Origin of the sequence: Pseudomonas sp. GM80 (assembly GCF_000282515.1) — a bacterium.
Lineage (GTDB): Bacteria > Pseudomonadota > Gammaproteobacteria > Pseudomonadales > Pseudomonadaceae > Aquipseudomonas.
The window spans coordinates 19,740-38,155 of record NZ_AKJD01000252.1 but is presented as its reverse complement, the minus strand read 5'-3'; the positions used below and the strand labels follow the sequence as shown (position 1 = coordinate 38,155).

At 62.1% G+C, this 18,416-nt stretch carries 6 protein-coding genes; 2 read left to right on the top strand and 4 right to left on the bottom strand.

Annotated features, from left to right (window positions below):
- Positions 1-5 precede the first annotated feature (5 nt).
- Positions 6-560: an RNA polymerase factor sigma-70 gene (locus tag PMI37_RS29040; protein WP_008088195.1), complete on the bottom strand. Its 555-nt coding sequence runs from the start codon at positions 558-560 to the stop codon at positions 6-8.
- 371 nt (positions 561-931) lie between these two features.
- On the opposite strand from PMI37_RS29040, the gene PMI37_RS29035 reads away from it, so the two are divergent.
- Entirely contained in the window at positions 932-13,930 is a 12,999-nt protein-coding gene (locus tag PMI37_RS29035; RefSeq protein ID WP_008088192.1) for a non-ribosomal peptide synthetase, read from the top strand.
- Between the two features lie 231 nt (positions 13,931-14,161).
- Entirely contained in the window at positions 14,162-14,974 is an 813-nt protein-coding gene (locus PMI37_RS29030) for an alpha/beta fold hydrolase (RefSeq protein ID WP_008088190.1), read from the top strand.
- 63 nt (positions 14,975-15,037) lie between these two features.
- Here the strand turns inward: PMI37_RS29030 and dsbG are convergent, their stop codons facing one another.
- The 3 genes from dsbG to dsbD are packed head-to-tail and all read right to left on the bottom strand — an operon-like array spanning position 15,038 to position 18,398.
- Positions 15,038-15,808 carry a thiol:disulfide interchange protein DsbG gene (dsbG, locus tag PMI37_RS29025; RefSeq protein ID WP_008088180.1) on the bottom strand — a complete coding sequence of 257 codons (771 nt, stop codon included), beginning with the start codon at positions 15,806-15,808 and terminating at the stop codon, positions 15,038-15,040.
- Positions 15,784-16,665: a TlpA disulfide reductase family protein gene (locus PMI37_RS29020; RefSeq protein WP_008088178.1), complete on the bottom strand. Its 882-nt coding sequence runs from the start codon at positions 16,663-16,665 to the stop codon at positions 15,784-15,786. Before PMI37_RS29020 ends, dsbG begins: the two co-directional genes overlap by 25 nt.
- Positions 16,665-18,398 carry a protein-disulfide reductase DsbD gene (gene dsbD / locus PMI37_RS29015; RefSeq protein ID WP_008088176.1) on the bottom strand — a complete coding sequence of 578 codons (1,734 nt, stop codon included), beginning with the start codon at positions 18,396-18,398 and terminating at the stop codon, positions 16,665-16,667. Before dsbD ends, PMI37_RS29020 begins: the two co-directional genes overlap by 1 nt.
- Positions 18,399-18,416 lie beyond the last annotated feature (18 nt).

Here is an 18,416-nt window from a genome sequence, read left to right as displayed (position 1 = left end):
CGGTCTCAGCGGCGACCGGCAATCACCGCATCCCGACGGCTGCCCGAGACCTTGCGGCAGTGCACCAGCGCATCACGAATCATGAAGTTGACCAGGGTCGGCGAGACCCCCAGTTCCTTGGCAATGTCTTTCTGCGGCACACCGTGCAGGCGATACATCTCAAACGCATAACGGGTCCGGCTTGGCAGCTCGGTCAGCGCGTCGGCGATGTGTTCCAGGGTGGAGAAATTGATGTGCGAGGTTTCCGGCGAAGCACCCTGAATGACCACGTTCAGCCCTTCCTCTTCAGGGCCGGAGTATTTCTGTTCCAGCGCCTGTTTGCGGTAGTGATCGATGGCGAGGTTGCGCACGATCTGGAACAGATAACTCAGTTGAGCCTTGATCGACGATGTGATCGGCGGCGCCGACTGCAGTCGGAAAAACGCATCCTGCACCACATCTTCGGCACGTGACCGGCAGCCGGTAATGCGGGCTGCAATTTTGACCAGAATCAGTCGATTGTCGACGAATGCCTGAAGTAGCGGTGAATCGCACCTGCTTGTGGATACTTGTTCCGTCATGGAAATCACCTTGCTGCCAAATAGGTTAGTGGGACGCCTTGGGGGGACGGGGCCGTCCTACACATCGAGCGACAAATTATGTTGAATGATAATGATTGTCAAATGAGAAAAAGAACTAATGATCCAAATCGGTGCGTTGTGAGAACTGCGACACGCCGCCGCATCCCGGCCCCATTGGCGATCCAGCCTGCCGACTAATTATTTCAAGACGTCATCCGTTCTCATTGGTGAATGGTTCCGGGTATCGAGCCCCGGCCAGACAGCATTCCCAAGCCTTGCGCGGTCGGCACAGACCGCGCCCTGCATGCCCAAGAGGGGCGTGACACAGCAACCCGATTCCACTCGCAAGCCGAATTCAGGCAGGAAACCTCATGACCGACGCGTTCGAAATCCCCAGCACTCTGGTCCAAGCCCTCCAGCGCCGTGCGGCCCTGACACCGGACCAATTGGCCCTGCGTTTTCTCGCCGAAAACGCAGAGCAGGCTGTGGTACTCAGCTATCGCGAACTGGATCAACGCGCGCGCACCATTGCGGCCGCGTTGCAGGCCGAAGCCGAATTCGGCGATCGTGCAGTCTTGTTGTTTCCCAGCGGACCGGATTACGTCGCGGCCTTCTTTGGTTGCCTGTACGCAGGCGTGATCGCGGTGCCGGCCTATCCGCCGGAATCCGCCCGTCGTCACCATCAGGAGCGTCTGCTGTCGATCATTGCCGACGCCGAACCGCGCCTGTTGCTGACCAGCGCCGACCTGCGCGACGCCTTGCAGCAAATCGAAGGCGCGCCGCCGCTGCTGTGCGTCGATACCCTCGACAATGCGCTTGCCGAAAACTGGCTCGAGCCGAACCTGCCGCAGGATCACATCGCCTTCCTGCAATACACCTCCGGCTCTACCGCTTTGCCCAAAGGCGTGCAGGTCAGCCACGGCAACCTGGTCGCCAACGAACTGCTGATCCGTCATGGCTTTGGCATCGATGTGAACCCCGACGATGTCATCGTCAGCTGGCTGCCGCTGTACCACGACATGGGGCTGATTGGTGGTCTGCTGCAGCCGATTTTCAGCGGCGTGCCGTGCGTCCTGATGTCGCCGGCGTACTTCCTTGGTCGGCCCTTGCGCTGGCTCGAAGCGATCAGCCAATACGGCGGCACCATCAGCGGCGGACCGGACTTCGCCTACCGTTTGTGCAGCGAACGCGTCAGCGAGTCGGCGCTCGAACGCCTCGATCTGAGCCGCTGGCGCGTGGCCTACTCCGGCTCCGAGCCGATCCGCCTCGACACCCTTGAGCGCTTCGCCGAGAAGTTTGCCGCGAGCGGGTTCAGCGACGACAGTTTCATGGCCTCGTACGGTCTGGCCGAGGCCACGCTGTTCGTCGCCGGTACCCCGCGCGGCACCGGTATCCCAGCACTGCGCGTGGACGATCAGGCGCTGGCGCAAAACCGCGCCGAGCCGGGCGAAGGCAGCCCGATCATGAGCTGCGGCATCAGCCAGCCCGAGCACGCGGTGTTGATCGTCGAGCCGAACACGCTCGTAGAACTGGTCGACAACGCCGTCGGCGAAGTCTGGGCGGCCGGGCCGAGCATCGCCCTCGGCTACTGGCGCAACCCCGAGGCCAGCGCCAAGACGTTCGTTCAGCACGCCGGCCGCACTTGGCTGCGCACCGGTGACTTGGGCTTTATGCGCGACGGTGAGCTGTTCATCACCGGTCGTCTGAAAGACATGCTCATCGTGCGCGGCCACAACCTCTATCCGCAGGACATCGAGAAGACCGTCGAGAACGAAGTGGAGGTGGTGCGCAAGGGCCGCGTCGCGGCATTCGCCGTCAACCAGAATGGCGAAGAGGGCATCGGCATCGCCGCGGAAATCAGCCGCAGCGTGCAGAAAATCCTGCCGCCGGAAGCGTTGATCAAGGCGATCCGCCAAGCCGTGGCCGAGGCGTACCAGGAAGCACCGAGCGTGGTGGTGCTGCTCAATCCAGGCGCGCTGCCAAAAACCTCCAGCGGTAAATTGCAGCGTTCAGCGTGCCGCAATCGCCTGGCTGATGGCAGCCTCGACAGCTACGCAGTGTTCCCGGCGCCCACAGCCGCAACCGCAGAGTCGACCACCAGCGCCTGCGAACTCGAAGCGCTGATCGGCAGCATCTGGGCCGAGCAACTCAACGTCAAACAGGTCAACGCCGACGATCACTTCTTCCTGCTCGGCGGCAACTCGATCGCCGCCACGCAAGTGATTGCCAAGGTTCGCGAAGAACTTGGCCTTGAGCTGAATCTGCGTCTGCTGTTCGAAGCGCCGACGCTGGCCGAGTTCGCCGCAGCCGTGGCGCAACAGCAACAAGACGGCGGCAGCGCCCAAGGTGCAATCACCGCGTTGTCGCGCAGCGAGCCGATACCGCAATCGCTGGCGCAAAACCGTCTGTGGATCACCTGGCAACTCGACCCGCAGAGCAGCGCCTACAACATTCCCGGTGCCTTGCGCCTGCGTGGTGAACTGGACGAAGACGCCTTGCGCGCCAGCTTCCAGCAACTGATCGAGCGCCACGAATCGCTGCGCACACGCTTTTTCGAACGCGACGGCGTGGCCCTGCAACGCGTCGATGCCGCCGCTGAATTCAACCTGCAACTGATCGACATCAGCGACCTGCCGGCGCATGAGCGCGAAGCCCGCGCGGTGCAGATTCGCGAAGACGAAGCGCGCACCCAGTTCGACCTGGAAAAAGGCCCGCTGCTGTGGGTGACGCTGGTGCGCATCGACGACGAAGATCACCAGTTGCTGGTGACGCTGCACCACATCATCGCCGACGGCTGGTCGCTGAACGTGTTGATCGACGAGTTCTCGCGCCTGTATGCCGCCGCTTCGCAAGGCGCGACCGCCAACCTCGCGCCGTTGCCAACCCAATACGCCGACTACGGCAGCTGGCAGCGCCAATGGCTGGCGCAAGGTGAGGGCGAGCGGCAACTGGCCTACTGGAAAAACCAGTTGGGTGACGAGCATCCGACCCTGGAACTGGCCACTGACTCTCCGCGTTCGGCGCAGCATGTTCACAGCGCAGAGCGCCATACCGTGCGACTGCGCACGAGCCTCAGCGAGGCGATCCGCAACACCGCCCAAGCGCACCAGTCGACACCGTTCATGCTGCTGCTCTCGGCATTCCAGAGCCTGCTGCATCGCTACAGCGGTCAGCGCGATATCCGCATTGGCGTGCCAAATGCCAACCGTCCGCGCCTGGAAACCCAGGGCCTGATCGGCTTCTTCATCAACACCCAAGTGCTGCGCGCCGAGATCGATTCGCGCCTGTCGTTCGTCGAACTGCTGGCGCAGACCCGCCAGGCCGCGCTCGGTGCCCAGGCGAATCAGGATCTGCCGTTCGAGCAACTTCTCGAAGCCTTCCCGCAGGCCCGCGAACAAGGCCTGTTCCAGGTCATGTTCAACCACCAGCAGCGCGACCTCAGCGCGCTGAAACGCCTGCCGGGTCTGCTCGCCGAAGAGCTGCCGTGGCACAGCCGCGAAGCCAAGTTCGACCTGCAACTGCACAGCGAAGAAGACCGTAACGGTCGCCTGACTTTGTCGTTCGACTACGCCAGCGAATTGTTCGATGCCACGACCATTGCGCGTCTGGCCGAACACTTCAGCAACCTGTTGCGCGGAGTTTGCGAACGCCCGGAGCAAGCCATCGGCGATCTGCAACTGCTGACCACCAACGAACACGACCAGCAAAAAAACTGGAGCGTCGTACCGTGCACCCCGGCGCAACAATGGCTGCCAGAGCTACTCAATGAACAGGCCCGCCAGACCCCGGAACGCATCGCACTGGTGTGGGACGGTGGCAGCCTCGACTTCGCGGAACTGCACACTCAGGCCAACCGCCTCGCGCACTATTTGCGCGACAAAGGCGTCGGCCCCGACGTTTGCGTGGCCATCGCCGCCGAGCGTTCGCCACAACTGCTGATCGGCCTGCTGGCGATCATCAAGGCCGGTGGCGCCTATGTACCGCTGGACCCGGATTACCCGGCTGATCGTCTGGCCTACATGCTCAGCGACAGCGGCGTCGAACTGCTGCTGACGCAAACAGAATTGCTCGACCGTTTGCCGGCCAGCGATGGCGTCAGCGTCATCGCCATGGACGCCTTGCACCTGGAGAACTGGCCGAGCCAGGCACCGGGCCTGCACCTGCACGGCGACAACCTCGCCTACGTGATTTACACCTCGGGTTCCACCGGCCAGCCGAAAGGCGTCGGCAACACTCACGCGGCATTGGCCGAGCGCTTGCAATGGATGCAGAACACTTACGCGCTCGATGAAACCGATGTGCTGATGCAAAAGGCGCCGATCAGTTTCGACGTGTCGGTGTGGGAGTGCTTCTGGCCGTTGATCACTGGCGCACGTCTGCTGATTGCAGGTCCCGGTGAACACCGCGATCCGCATCGAATCGCCCAGCTTGTTCAAGAGCATGGGGTGACCACGCTGCACTTTGTCCCGCCACTGCTTTCGCTGTTCATCGACGAACCGCTGAGCGCCGAATGCACCAGCCTGCGCCGGGTATTCTCGGGCGGTGAAGCGCTGCCCGCCGAACTGCGCAACCGTGTGTTGGCGCAACTGCCAGCGGTGCAATTGCACAACCGTTACGGCCCGACCGAAACCGCGATCAACGTCACCCACTGGCATTGCACCACGGCCGATGGCGAACGCTCGCCGATCGGCCGGCCGCTGGGCAACGTGATGTGCCGCGTGCTCGACGCCGACCTCAATCCCGTGCCGGCCGGCGTGCCGGGCGAGTTGTGCATCAGCGGCATTGGTCTGGCTCGCGGTTACCTCGGTCGTCCAGCGTTGACCGCTGAACGCTTTGTCGTCGATCCATTGGGTGAGCAGGGCGCGCGTTTGTACCGCACTGGCGACCGCGCGCGCTGGACCGCCGATGGCGTCATCGAATACCTCGGCCGCCTCGATCAGCAGGTCAAACTGCGTGGCTTCCGTGTCGAACCGGAAGAAATCGAAGCACGTCTGCTCGCCCAGGACGGCGTCGCCCAAGCCGTGGTGCTGGTGCGCGAAACCGCTGCCGGTGCGCAACTGATCGGCTACTTCACCGCAACCGATGCCAGCGAAAATCCTGACGAGCAAATCACCCGGCTGAAAACCGCTCTGGCCGCCGAACTGCCGGAATACATGGTCCCGGCGCAACTGATGCGTCTCGACGCAATGCCCCTCAGCCCAAGCGGCAAACTCGACCGCCGTGCCTTGCCCGAGCCGCAGTGGCAAGTACGTGAACACGTTGAACCGGTGACTGAGCTGGAACAGCAGATCGCCGCGATCTGGCGCGAAGTGCTGGGTCTGGCGCAAATCGGTCTGCGCGACGACTTCTTCGCCCTCGGCGGTCACTCGCTGCTGGCCACGCAAATCATTTCGCGTACCCGTCAGGCCTGTGACGTCGAGTTGCCGTTGCGCGCGTTGTTCGAGCACAGCGAACTCGGTGATTTCGCCGAACAGATCCGGTTGATCCAGGCCAGCGGCCGCACCAACAAACAGCCGCCGATCGACAAGGTCGACCGCAGCCAACCGGTGCCGCTGTCGTACTCGCAACAGCGCATGTGGTTTCTCTGGCAGATGGAGCCGGACAGCCCGGCGTACAACGTTGGCGGCATGGCGCGCCTGCGTGGCGTGTTGCATGTCGAGCGTTTCGAGTTGGCGTTGCAAGCGCTGATTTTGCGTCATGAAACTCTGCGCACCACGTTCCCGAGTGTCGACGGCGTTGCGCGTCAGCAGGTGCATGCCGAAACCGGCGTGCGCATGGGCTGGAAGGATTTCTCCAAATTCGCCGCCGAGGTGCGCGAGCAAAAGGTTCAGCTACTGGCCGATGAAGAAGCGCATCTGCCGTTCGACCTAGAAACCGGCCCGCTGCTGCGTGCCTGTCTGGTCAAGACTGCCGAGCACGAGCATTACTTTGTTCTGACCCTGCACCACATCGTCACCGAAGGCTGGGCGATGGATATCTTCGCCCGCGAACTCAGTGCGCTGTACGAAGCGTTTGTTGATGATCGCGATTCGCCGCTCGAGCCGCTGCCGGTGCAGTACCTCGACTACAGCGTCTGGCAGCGCAACTGGCTGGAATCCGGCGAGCGTCAGCGTCAACTCGACTACTGGACCGCACAACTTGGCCGTGAACATCCGTTACTGGAATTACCCGGTGACCGCCCGCGTCCGCCAGTGCAGAGTCATCAGGGCGAGCTGTTCCGTTTTGATCTGAGCGACGACCTCGCCGCGCGCGTTCGTGCATTCAATGCGCAAAACGGTCTGACCCTGTTCATGACCATGACTGCCGCACTGGCCACGCTGCTCTACCGCTACAGCGGCCAGACCGATCTGCGCATCGGCGCGCCGGTGGCCAACCGCATTCGTCCGGAAAGCGAAGGGCTGATCGGTGCGTTCCTCAACACCCAGGTGCTGCGTTGCCAGCTCGACGGCATGATGTCGGTCGGCGAACTGTTCGAGCAGGTGCGCCACACGGTGATCGAAGGCCAGTCGCATCAGGATCTGCCGTTCGATCATCTGGTTGAAGCCTTGCAGCCGCCACGCAGCGCCGCGTACAACCCGCTGTTCCAGGTGATGTGCAACGTGCAGCGCTGGGAATTCCAGCAGAGCCGCATGCTCGCCGGCATGACCGTCGAATATCTGGCCAACGATGCGCGGGCGACCAAGTTCGACCTCAACCTGGAAGTCACCGACCTCGACCACCGCCTCGGATGCTGCCTGACTTACAGCACCGATTTGTTCGACGAGCCGACCATCGCACGCATGGCCAAGCATTGGCGCAACCTGCTTGAAGCGCTGATCGCCGATCCGCAACAACGTCTCAGCGAATTGCCGCTGCTCGATGCGCCGGAGCAACAGCAACTGCTCGACAGCCTCGGCATCGAGCCGGGCGAGCATCGTCTCGATCAGTGCATCCATCATCTGTTCGCCGAGCAGGCGCTGGCGCGCAAAGACGCACCGGCCCTGACCTTCGCCGGGCAGACCCTGAGCTACGCCGAACTCGACGCCCGCGCCAATCGCTTGGCCTGGGCCTTGCGTGAGCGTGGCGTCGGCCCGCAAGTGCGCGTAGGCCTGGCGCTGGAGCGTTCGCTGGAAATGGTCATCGGCCTGCTGGCGATTCTCAAGGCCGGCGGCGCCTATGTGCCGCTGGACCCGGAATACCCGCTAGACCGTCTGCACTACATGATCGACGACAGCCGCATCGGCCTGCTGCTCAGTGATCGCGCGATGTTCAAAGCCCTCGGCGATCTGCCGCCAAATGTGGCGCGCTGGTGCCTGGAAGACGACAGCGCGGCACTCTCCGATTACCCGGCCACTGAGCTGCCGTTTATCAGCCTGCCGCAGCATCAGGCGTATTTGATTTACACCTCGGGTTCGACCGGTAAACCGAAAGGTGTGGTGGTCTCCCACGGCGAAATCGCCATGCACTGCCAAGCCGTGATCGAGCGATTCGGCATGCGCCCGGACGACTGCGAGCTGCACTTCTATTCGATCAACTTCGACGCTGCGACTGAGCGTCTGTTGGTGCCGCTGCTCAGCGGCGCGCAAGTGGTGTTGCGTGCGCAAGGTCAGTGGGACGCGGAAGAAATCTGCGGCTTGATCCGCACGCATAAAATCAACGTACTCGGTTTCACCCCGAGCTACGGCAGCCAGTTGGCGCAGTTCCTCTCGACGCAAAACCAAATCCTGCCGGTGCGGATGATCATCACCGGTGGCGAAGCGTTGACCGGTGAACACCTGCAGCGGATTCGCGCGGCGTTCAAACCGGCGATGTTCTTCAACGCCTATGGCCCGACCGAAACCGTGGTCATGCCACTCGCCAGTCTGGCGCCGGAGGTGCTGGAAGAGGGCGCCGGCAGTGTGCCGATCGGCAGCGTGATCGGCGCGCGTGTCGCCTACATTCTCGACGCCGATCTGGCGCTGGTGCCGCAAGGCGCGACCGGTGAATTGTTCGTCGGCGGCGCGGGTTTGGCGCAGGCTTATCACGACCGTCCGGGCATCACCGCCGAACGGTTTGTCGCTGACCCGTTTGCCACTGATGGCGGGCGCATGTATCGCACTGGCGACCTGGTGCGCCAGCGTGCCGATGGTCTGGTGGAATACCTGGGCCGGATCGACCATCAGGTAAAAATTCGTGGTTTCCGTATCGAGCTGGGCGAAATCGAAACCCGTTTGCTCGATCACGATTCGATCCGCGAAGCCGTGGTGCTCGCCCTCGATGCGCCAAGCGGCAAACAACTGGTTGGCTATCTGGTCACCGAAGTTGCCGAGCAGAATGAAGCCAGACAGGCTGAACTGCGCGACGCCCTCAAGTCGCACCTCAAGGCGCAACTGCCGGATTACATGGTGCCGACGCACCTGATCCTGCTGGCGAGCATGCCGCTGACCGCCAACGGCAAACTCGATCGTCGTGCGTTGCCGGCGCCGGATCCTGAGTTGAATCGTCAGGACTACGTCGCGCCGAGCAACGAACTTGAGCAGACCTTGGCGCAGATTTGGTGCGAGGTGCTCAACGTCGAACAGGTCGGCCTTAACGACAACTTCTTCGAACTCGGCGGCGATTCGATTCTGTCGATTCAAGTGGTCAGCCGTGCACGGCAGCAAGGTATTCATTTCAGTCCGCGGGATCTGTTCCAGCATCAGACCGTGCAGACCCTCGCGGCGGTAGCCAGTCGCACCGAGCAGGTGACGGCCGAACAGGGTCTGGTGGTTGGCGAATCGGCGCTGACGCCGATTCAGCACTGGTTCTTCGACACCGATATTCCTGAGCGTCAGCACTGGAACCAGGCGTTGTTGCTGGAGCCGACCGTACCACTGGAACCGCACCGTCTGGAACAGGCGCTGTTGGCGGTGATCGAGCAGCATGATGCTTTGCGTCTGCGCTTCAGCGAAGTCAACGACGCGTGGCAAGCGATGCACCAACCGGTCTCCGATGCGGCGGTGTTGTGGCAAGTGCGTGTTACCTCGATGGACAAGTGCGAAGCGCTGTTTGCCGATGCCCAGCGCAGCCTCGATCTGCAAAATGGCCCGCTGGTTCGCGCCTTGCTGGTCGACGGCCCTGAAGGACAGCAACGCCTGTTTATCGCGATTCATCACTTGGTGGTCGACGGCGTCTCATGGCGTGTGTTGCTCGACGATGTGCAAACCGTTTACCGCCAACTCGACGCCGGGCAGTCGGTCAAGCTGCCGGCGAAAACCAGTGCCTTCAAGGACTGGACGGCACGTTTGCAGGCTTACGCCGGCAGCGAATCCCTGCGCGAAGAACTCGACTGGTGGCAGACCCAACTGGCCGGCTCAAACGCCGACCTGCCTTGCGAAAACCCGCAGGGCGGCCAGCAGAATCGCCACGCGCAAACCGTCAGCGTGCGCCTCGATGCCGAACACACTAAACAGTTGCTGCAACAGGCGCCGGCCGCCTATCGCACGCAAGTCAACGATCTGCTGCTGACCGCGCTGGCCCGCGTGTTGTGCCGCTGGAGTGAGCAACCGTCGACGCTGATTCAGCTGGAAGGCCACGGCCGCGAAACCCTGTTCGACGAGATCGACCTGACCCGCACCGTCGGCTGGTTCACCAGCGCCTATCCATTACGCCTGACCCCGCACAACATCGAAGAAGCCGCCGGGCAGGGCGCTTCGATCAAGGCAATCAAAGAACAATTGCGCGCCGTGCCGCACAAAGGCCTCGGCTATGGCGTGCTGCGTTATCTCGCCGATGACCTCAGTCAACGCAGCATGGCCGCGCTGCCGCATGCGCCGGTCACCTTCAACTACCTCGGCCAGTTCGACCAGAGCTTCGGCAGCGATGCGCTGTTCCGTCCGCTGGATGAGCCGGTCGGTGCTGCCCACGATCCGCACGCGCCACTGCCGAACGAGCTGAGCATCGACAGTCAGGTTTACGGTGGTGAATTGCTCCTGCGCTGGACCTTCAGCGCCGAGCGTTATGACGCGCAAACCATCAACGATCTGGCCGATGCCTACCTCGGTGAGTTGCAAAGCCTGATCGCCCATTGCCTGCAAGACGAGGCCGGCGGCCTGACGCCGTCGGACTTCCCGCTGGCGAAACTGACCCAGGCGCAACTTGATGCCTTGCCGGTGCCGGCCGCGCACATCGAAGACGTCTATCCGCTGACGCCGATGCAGGAAGGCATGTTGCTGCACACCTTGCTCGAACCGGGCACCGGTCTGTACTACATGCAGGATCGCTACCGCATCAACAGCGAACTCGATGCCGAGCGTTTCGCCCAAGCCTGGCAAGCGGTGATCGCCCGTCACGAAGCGCTGCGCGCCTCGTTCTGCTGGAACGTTGGCGAAGACATGCTGCAAGTGATTCACACGCCGGGTCGCACGCCAATCGAATATCTGGACTGGAGCGCCGTCGCCGAAACCGAGCAGGAACCGCAGCTGCAAGCGTTGCTGAAAAACGAGCGCGAGGCCGGGTTCGATCTGCTCAATCAGGCGCCGTTTCACCTGCGCCTGATCAAGGTCGGCGCGGCGCGCTACTGGTTCATGATGAGCAACCACCACATCCTCATCGATGCCTGGTGCCGCTCGTTGCTGATGAACGACTTCTTCGAGATCTACACTGCGATGGGCGAGGGCCGTGAAGCGCAACTCGCCGTGCCGCCGCGTTATCGCGATTACATCGGCTGGCTGCAACGCCAGAGCCTGGCCGAAGCGCGGCAGTGGTGGCAGCAGAACCTGCAAGGGTTCGAGCGCACCACGCCGATCCCGAGTGACCGGCCGTTCCTGCGCGAACACGCCGGTGAAAGCGGCGGGATGGTCGTCGGTGACCGCTACACCCGCCTCAATGTCGAGGACGGTGCGCGTCTGCGTGAACTGGCGCAGGCGCATCAACTGACGATCAACACGTTTGCTCAAGCAGCGTGGGCCTTGGTGCTGCGCCGTATGAGCGGTGATCGTGATGTGCTGTTCGGCGTGACCGTGGCCGGGCGTCCGGTGGAAATGCCGGAGATGCAGCGCACGGTCGGCCTGTTCATCAACAGCATCGCGCTGCGGGTGCAGATGCCGGCGGACGATGAACGCAGCAGCGTGCGTCAGTGGCTCAGCGCTTTGCTCGACAGCAACATGCAGTTGCGCGAGTACGAATACCTGCCGCTGGTGAACATCCAGGAACAAAGCGAACTGCCGAAAGGCCAGCCGCTGTTCGACAGCCTGTTCGTCTTCGAAAACGCCCCGGTGGAAGTCTCGGTGCTGGACCGCGCGCAGAGCCTGAACGCGACGTCGGACTCGGGCCGAACCCACACCAACTTCCCGCTGACGGCAGTGTGCTACCCGGGCGATGACCTCGGTTTGCACCTGTCGTATGACCAGCGTTATTTCGATGAATCGACCATCGAGCGCATGCTCGGCGAGTTCAAGCGTTTGCTGCTGGCACTGGTCGACGGCTTCCATGGCGACATGGCCGATCTGCCGCTGCTGGGTGCCGAGGAACAGGACTTCCTGCTGCATGGTTGCAACCAGAGTGCCCACGATTATCCGCTGGAGCAGAGCTATGTTGCGCTGTTCGAAGCGCAGGTCGCCGCCCATCCACAGCGCATCGCCGCGACGTGTCTTGATCAGCAACAGAGCTATGCCGAGCTGAACCACAACGCCAACCGTCTCGGCCATGCCCTGGTCGCGGCCGGGGTGCAGATGGATCAACCGGTGGCGTTGCTCGGCGAACGCAATCTCGATCTGCTCGGCATGATCATCGGCAGCTTCAAGGCTGGCGCGGGTTATCTGCCACTGGATCCGGGCCTGCCGAGTCAGCGTCTGCAACGCATCATCGAACTGAGCCGTACGCCGGTACTGGTCTGCTCTACAGCATGCTTTGAACAGGCGCAGACTTTGCTGGATGAATTCAGCTGCGCCAATCGCCCGCGTTTGCTGGTGTGGGAAGAAATTCAAGCGGCGGCGATTTCGGCGCAGGACTTGGGCATTTACAGCGGCCCGGACAACCTCGCTTACGTGATCTACACCTCGGGCTCGACCGGCCTGCCGAAAGGCGTGATGGTCGAGCAGCGCGGCATGCTCAACAACCAGTTGAGCAAGGTGCCGTACTTGAACTTGAGCGACGCCGACGTGATCGCGCAGACCGCTTCGCAAAGCTTCGATATTTCGGTCTGGCAGTTCCTCGCCGCACCGCTGTTCGGTGCGCGGGTGGACATCGTGCCGAATACGATTGCCCACGATCCGCAAGGTTTGTTGGTGCATGTGCAGGCGCAGGGCATCACCGTGCTGGAGAGCGTGCCATCGCTGATTCAGGGCATGCTCGCCTCGGAGCGCCTGAGCCTTGATGGCTTGCGCTGGATGTTGCCGACCGGCGAAGCGATGCCACCGGAACTGGCGCACCAATGGCTGCTGCGTTACCCGGACATCGGTCTGGTCAACGCGTATGGCCCGGCGGAATGTTCCGATGACGTGGCGTTCTTCCGTGTCGACATGGCCTCGACGCGCGGCAGTTACTTGCCGATCGGGACACCGACCGACAACAACTTGCTGTATCTGGTTGATGGTGCGCTGGAGCTGGTGCCGCTGGGTGCGGTGGGCGAGTTGTGCGTGGCCGGCACGGGCGTCGGTCGCGGTTATGTCAGCGATCCGCTACGCACCGCGCCAGTGTTTGTGCCGAACCCGTTCGGCGCGCCGGGCGAGCGTCTGTATCGCACCGGTGACCTGGCGCGGCGTCGCAGCGACGGCGTGCTGGAGTATGTCGGCCGCGTCGACCATCAGGTGAAGATTCGCGGTTACCGCATCGAACTGGGTGAGATCGAAGCGCGCCTGCACGAACAGCCGGAAGTGCGCGATGGCGCGGTCGGTGTGCAGGAAGGCGTCAATGGCAAGCACTTGGTCGGTTATCTGGTGGCGGCCGATTCGGCACTCAACCCAAGCGAACGCCTAGAGCGGATCAAACAGCGCCTGCGCGCCGAGTTGCCGGAGTACATGGTGCCGCTGCACTGGTTGTGGCTCGATCAGCTGCCGCTGAATGCCAACGGCAAACTCGACCGCAAAGCCTTGCCAGCGCTGGAGATCGGCCAGTTGCAGAGCCAGGATTACCTGGCTCCGCGCAATGACCTCGAGCAGACGCTGGCGGATATTTGGGCCGAGGTGCTGAAGGTCGAGCAGGTCGGTGTGCGCGACAACTTCTTCGAGCTGGGCGGGCACTCGTTGCTGGCCACGCAGATTGCCTCGCGGGTGCAGAAGTCGCTGCAACGCGACGTGCCGCTGCGGGCGATGTTCGAGTGCAGCACGGTGGAGGAATTGGCCGAGTACATCGATGGGCTGGCGGCGAGTGACATCACCGAGGAGAAAGTCGACCGCTTGAATGATCTGATGGCGGAGCTGGAGGGTCTGTAGTTTTTTCGGTATCTGTACTGGCCTCATCGCTGGCAAGCCAGCTCCCACAGTAATCGAACATGATCACAAATTTTGTGTTCACTTTAGAACCTGTGGGAGCTGGCTTGCCAGCGATGGCGTCAGTGCATTCAACACATTTCAACAGGAACATTTTTAGACATTTGCCCGATTGACGATCAGCAACCGGCAGCTCAGTCTGCCGGTTCTGTTTTTTACCGCGCAGGTGAATCGATGCCTTTTTTAACGGTTGACGGACAAGCACTGCATTACATCGATCAAGGCACCGGCCCGGCAGTCCTGCTGGCCGGCAGTTATCTGTGGGATCAGGCCATGTGGGCACCGCAGATCGCCGCGTTGTCGCCGCACTATCGGGTGATTGCGCTGGATTTGTGGGGTCATGGCGAGTCGGGGCGGCTGCCTGAAAACACCCGCTCGCTGGACGACATCGCCAGGCAGGCGCAGGCCTTGCTCGATCATCTGAACATCGATCAGGTTACCTTGGTCGGCTTGTCGGTCGGCGGCATGTGGGGCGTGCGTCTGGCGCTGGCGGCACCGCAGCGGATCAACGGCCTGGTGCTGATGGACACCTATGTCGGCGTCGAACCGGAGCCTACCCGTCAGTATTACTTCTCGCTGTTCAAGCAAATCGAAGAAACCGGTGAAATCAGCGAGCAACTGCTCGACATCGTTGTGCCGATCTTTTTCCGCCCGGGCATCGATCCGCAGTCGGCGTTGTATCAGGATTTCCGTGCAAAACTGGCGGCGTATTCGTCGGACCGCTTGCGCGAAAGCATCGTGCCGATGGGGCGTATCACCTTTGGCCGCGATGATCTGTTGCCACGTCTGGGCGAGTTGAGCGCTGCAACCACGCTGGTGCTGTGCGGCGATCAGGACAAACCGCGACCACCTTCGGAAGCACAGGAAATGGCTGAGTTGATTGGCTGCCCGTGGGTGCTGGTGCCGCAGGCGGGGCATATCTCCAATCTGGAGAATCCCGAGTTTGTCACGGAGGTGTTGTTCGCCTTCCTGGCTGAGCGCCATTGAAAAGATCGCAGCCTGCGACAGCCCATGTAGGAGCTGCCGCAGGCTGCGATCTTTTGATCTTGCTTACTTGGGCCCGAGAATCTGCGCCAGCTTGTCCGGCGACGGCGCCCCTTGCTGCTGTTGCAGCTCACCCTTGGCATCCATGTAGAAAATCGCCGGCGTCGCCTGCAGATCGAGGTCTTCCATCAACTGCATATTGGCCGCCAGTTTGCTCTGCACCGCCACCGGAATATCCTTCAGCGCTTTAAGCGAGCTGCCCTTGCCAGCCTTCTCATGATCTTCCAGCGCCTTGCTCGGGTCTTTCGCCGCCAGCAACGCCGCTGATTTGCCCGGGCTGTCCTCACGGATGATCCCGACCATGATGTGCCGCAGTTGCACTTTGCCGGCCTTGACCCAAGGCCGCGCCTGTTCCCAGAACATGTTGCAGTACGGACAGTTCGGGTCGCTGAACAGGTACACCGTGCGCGGTGCATCCTTGTTGCCGTCCTGAATCCAGTTGCTCGCCTCGAACTTGGCCCAGACTTCCTTGGCCATCGGTGCGTAGACCAGTTTTTGCAATGGTTCGCTGCTGAGGTCCTTGCCGTCGGCGTCGTACAGATTACCCAGCAAAACGTGTTTGCCATCCGGGGTCAGGTACAGCGCCATGCCACGGTTCTGGTATTGCGCCGCATAACCGCGCAGACCGTCGGGCGCATCGAACTGGCCGACGATTTTCGCGCCTTTGGCTTCGATCTGTTTGATCGCCGCCGGCAATTCTTCAGCAGCCTGCACGGACGGCAAGTGCAGCAGGGCGGTGCCCAGGGTCAGCGTCAGCAGGTGGCGGAGGCGGGGCATGGCAGTTTCCTTGCAGAGGTGGCCGGTGCGATGGCCGGGTTCGAATTCGGGGTTGGCGTGCCAAAGTTTTCCAGGGCACGGGCCAGGCTGGCGTTCGATAGCTCACCAAGGTGACTGCTCAGCAACCGACCGTCAGGGCTATAGAACAGCGTAGTCGGCAATGCCATGGAACCCACGGCTTGACCGAGGCGACCACTGCGGTCGAACAGCACGTTATTGAGGCTCAGGCCCTGGGTTTCGAGAAACGTCGCCACGCTTTGCATGCTTTCGGCCTGATTGACGAACAGGAAGGTCAGATCCGGTCGTTGCTGCTGGGCGTTTTCCAGCACCGGCATTTCGCGGCGGCACGGTGGGCACCACGTGGCCCACAGGTTGATCACCAACGGGCCGCCCTGATAGTCGCTGAGCTGGATGGTTTCCCCGGCCGCGTTGCGCAGGGAAATGTCCGGCAGCCGGGTGCCTTGTTCATAGATATTCAGTGACAGGGTTGCGAGCAACCAGAACGCCACGCCGCTGACCACGCCAAAGCCCAGCGGCCGGCGCAAACCAGGCCGGCGCCAGCCGCGATACAGCGCCGCCAGCAGCAATACGATCACCCCCGGCCAGGCGAGAAAACCGCCATCGCGCAGGTCGATGATCTGCCACGGGTCATTGCGATAGTGCGCCCAGTACAGCACGACAAACGCCACGCGCGCCGCGAGCATGCCCAGTAGAAACAGGCTGAACAGCGCCGACTCGGGGTTGTCACTGCCGCGCTTGGCCACCCACCAGCCGACAAAGGTCGCCAGCGCCAGAGCACTGATCAGCAGCAGGTGGTTGAGCGCAATGGCAAAGGTGCCGAGGGTGAACGTCAGCATTAATTGGCGTCTCGGGTGGTGGCCCAGCGTTGCAGGAACGTGTCGGCATCGACTTCGCCGGTGATGCGCTGGCTGCGACGCTCTGCGCCGTCCGTGCCGATCCAGACGAAGCTCGGTGGCCCCGGCACTTTGTAACGGCTGAGCAGCTCGCGGCTGGCGGCATTGTCGGCGGTGACATCAAGCCTGAGCAGGCGCACATCGCTCAATGCCTGCATGACCTTGTCCTTGCCGAACACCTGTTTTTCCATGACTTTGCACGACACGCACCAGTCGGCGTAATAGTCGAGCAAGACCCATTGGCCTTTGGTTTTCGCTGTATCCAGTTCGCGTTGCAGGGCGTCGGGAGTGTTGATCGTGGTGAACGCTTCATGGCCATTGGGTGCAGCGCTGGTCGTGCGACCGGCGCTATAAACCTGCAACGGCTGGTACGGATCATCACTGCCGCCCGCCGCGCCGATCACCAGCAAACTGCCCCACAAACCCAGCAGCAGCGCCGTTGCCCCGAACATCTGTGCAACACGGCCAAAGCCTTCGGATTGTTTCCAGGCACTGTAAGCGGCAATCAACAACAGCGCGCCGCACAAGCCCAGCCACAACGACGGGTCCAGCACCGGCCGCAACATCAGTAACGCAGTGGCGAGAAAGAGGAAACCAAACACGCCCTTGAGCAGGTTCATCCACTCGCCGGGTTTGGGCAGGAAACGATTGCCGACGGTCACCAGCAGCAACAGCGGCACACCAATACCGATGCCCAGCGAGAACAGAATCAAGCCACCGTGCAGGGCATTGCCACTCTGCGCGATATACAACAGCGCGCCGGCCAGCGGCGCGGTCATGCACGGGCCGACCAGCAAGCCCGACAGCGCGCCGAGCGCGCCGGCGCCGACCAGGCTGCCACCACTGCGACTGCGCGAAGCGTGTTCGAGGCGATCACGCAGCGCCACCGGCAGTTGCAGTTCAAAGAAGCCGAACATCGGCAACGCCAGCACCACGAAGATCGCGGCAAAGGTGCCGAGCAGCCAAGGGTTCTGCAACCATGCTTGCAGGTTCGCGCCAAGCAGCGCGGCAATCACGCCCATCGCCGCATACACCAGCGCCATGCAAATCACATAACTGCCGGCCAGCGCAAAACCGCGACGCGGTGTGGCACCACTGCCGACGACCATACCGGCGAGAATCGGCAGCATCGGCAGCGTGCAAGGGGTGAACGCCAGCAGCAGGCCGAGGCCGAAGAACACCAGCAGACTCCAGCCCAGTGCGCGCTGTTGCAGGCTGCTGGCCAAGGCCTGATCAGGTGCTTCGGCGCTTGCCGCGACGGCGGCTTTACCGCCGAGGTCAATCACTCGGGTCTGCGGCGGATAGCACAGGCCGGCATCGGCACAGCCCTGATAGCTGACCTTGATCTGGCCGCTGGCCGAGGCGGGGATTTTGACTTCCAGGCCTTGGCGGTAAACCGGTTGCTCACCGAAAAACTCATCGCTGTGCGATTCGCCTTCGGGCAATGCCGGTTGTTGTTCGGCGCTCAGACCGTCGAATTTCAGGCGTTTCTGATACAGGTAATAGCCGTCGGTGATTTGCCAGAACAGCTGGGTTTCACCCGATTGCAGACGCTCGGACGTGAGCACGAACGCTTTATCGACCGGCAGAAACTCCGGTTTTGACTCAAATGGGTTGTTTCCAGCCTGGGCCAGGCTCGAAATCAGCAGAGCAAACAAAAGAAAAAAATGACGCATGGAGGAGCCTTGTCCCTG

Excerpts from the sequence above, each read along its gene's own strand:
- PMI37_RS29040 (WP_008088195.1), bottom strand. The coding sequence starts at position 560 with ATGACGGAACAAGTATCCACAAGCAGGTGCGATTCACCGCTACTTCAG.
- PMI37_RS29035 (WP_008088192.1), top strand. The coding sequence starts at position 932 with ATGACCGACGCGTTCGAAATCCCCAGCACTCTGGTCCAAGCCCTCCAG.
- PMI37_RS29030 (WP_008088190.1), top strand. The coding sequence starts at position 14,162 with ATGCCTTTTTTAACGGTTGACGGACAAGCACTGCATTACATCGATCAA.
- dsbG (WP_008088180.1), bottom strand. The coding sequence starts at position 15,808 with ATGCCCCGCCTCCGCCACCTGCTGACGCTGACCCTGGGCACCGCCCTG.
- PMI37_RS29020 (WP_008088178.1), bottom strand. The coding sequence starts at position 16,665 with ATGCTGACGTTCACCCTCGGCACCTTTGCCATTGCGCTCAACCACCTG.
- dsbD (WP_008088176.1), bottom strand. The coding sequence starts at position 18,398 with ATGCGTCATTTTTTTCTTTTGTTTGCTCTGCTGATTTCGAGCCTGGCC.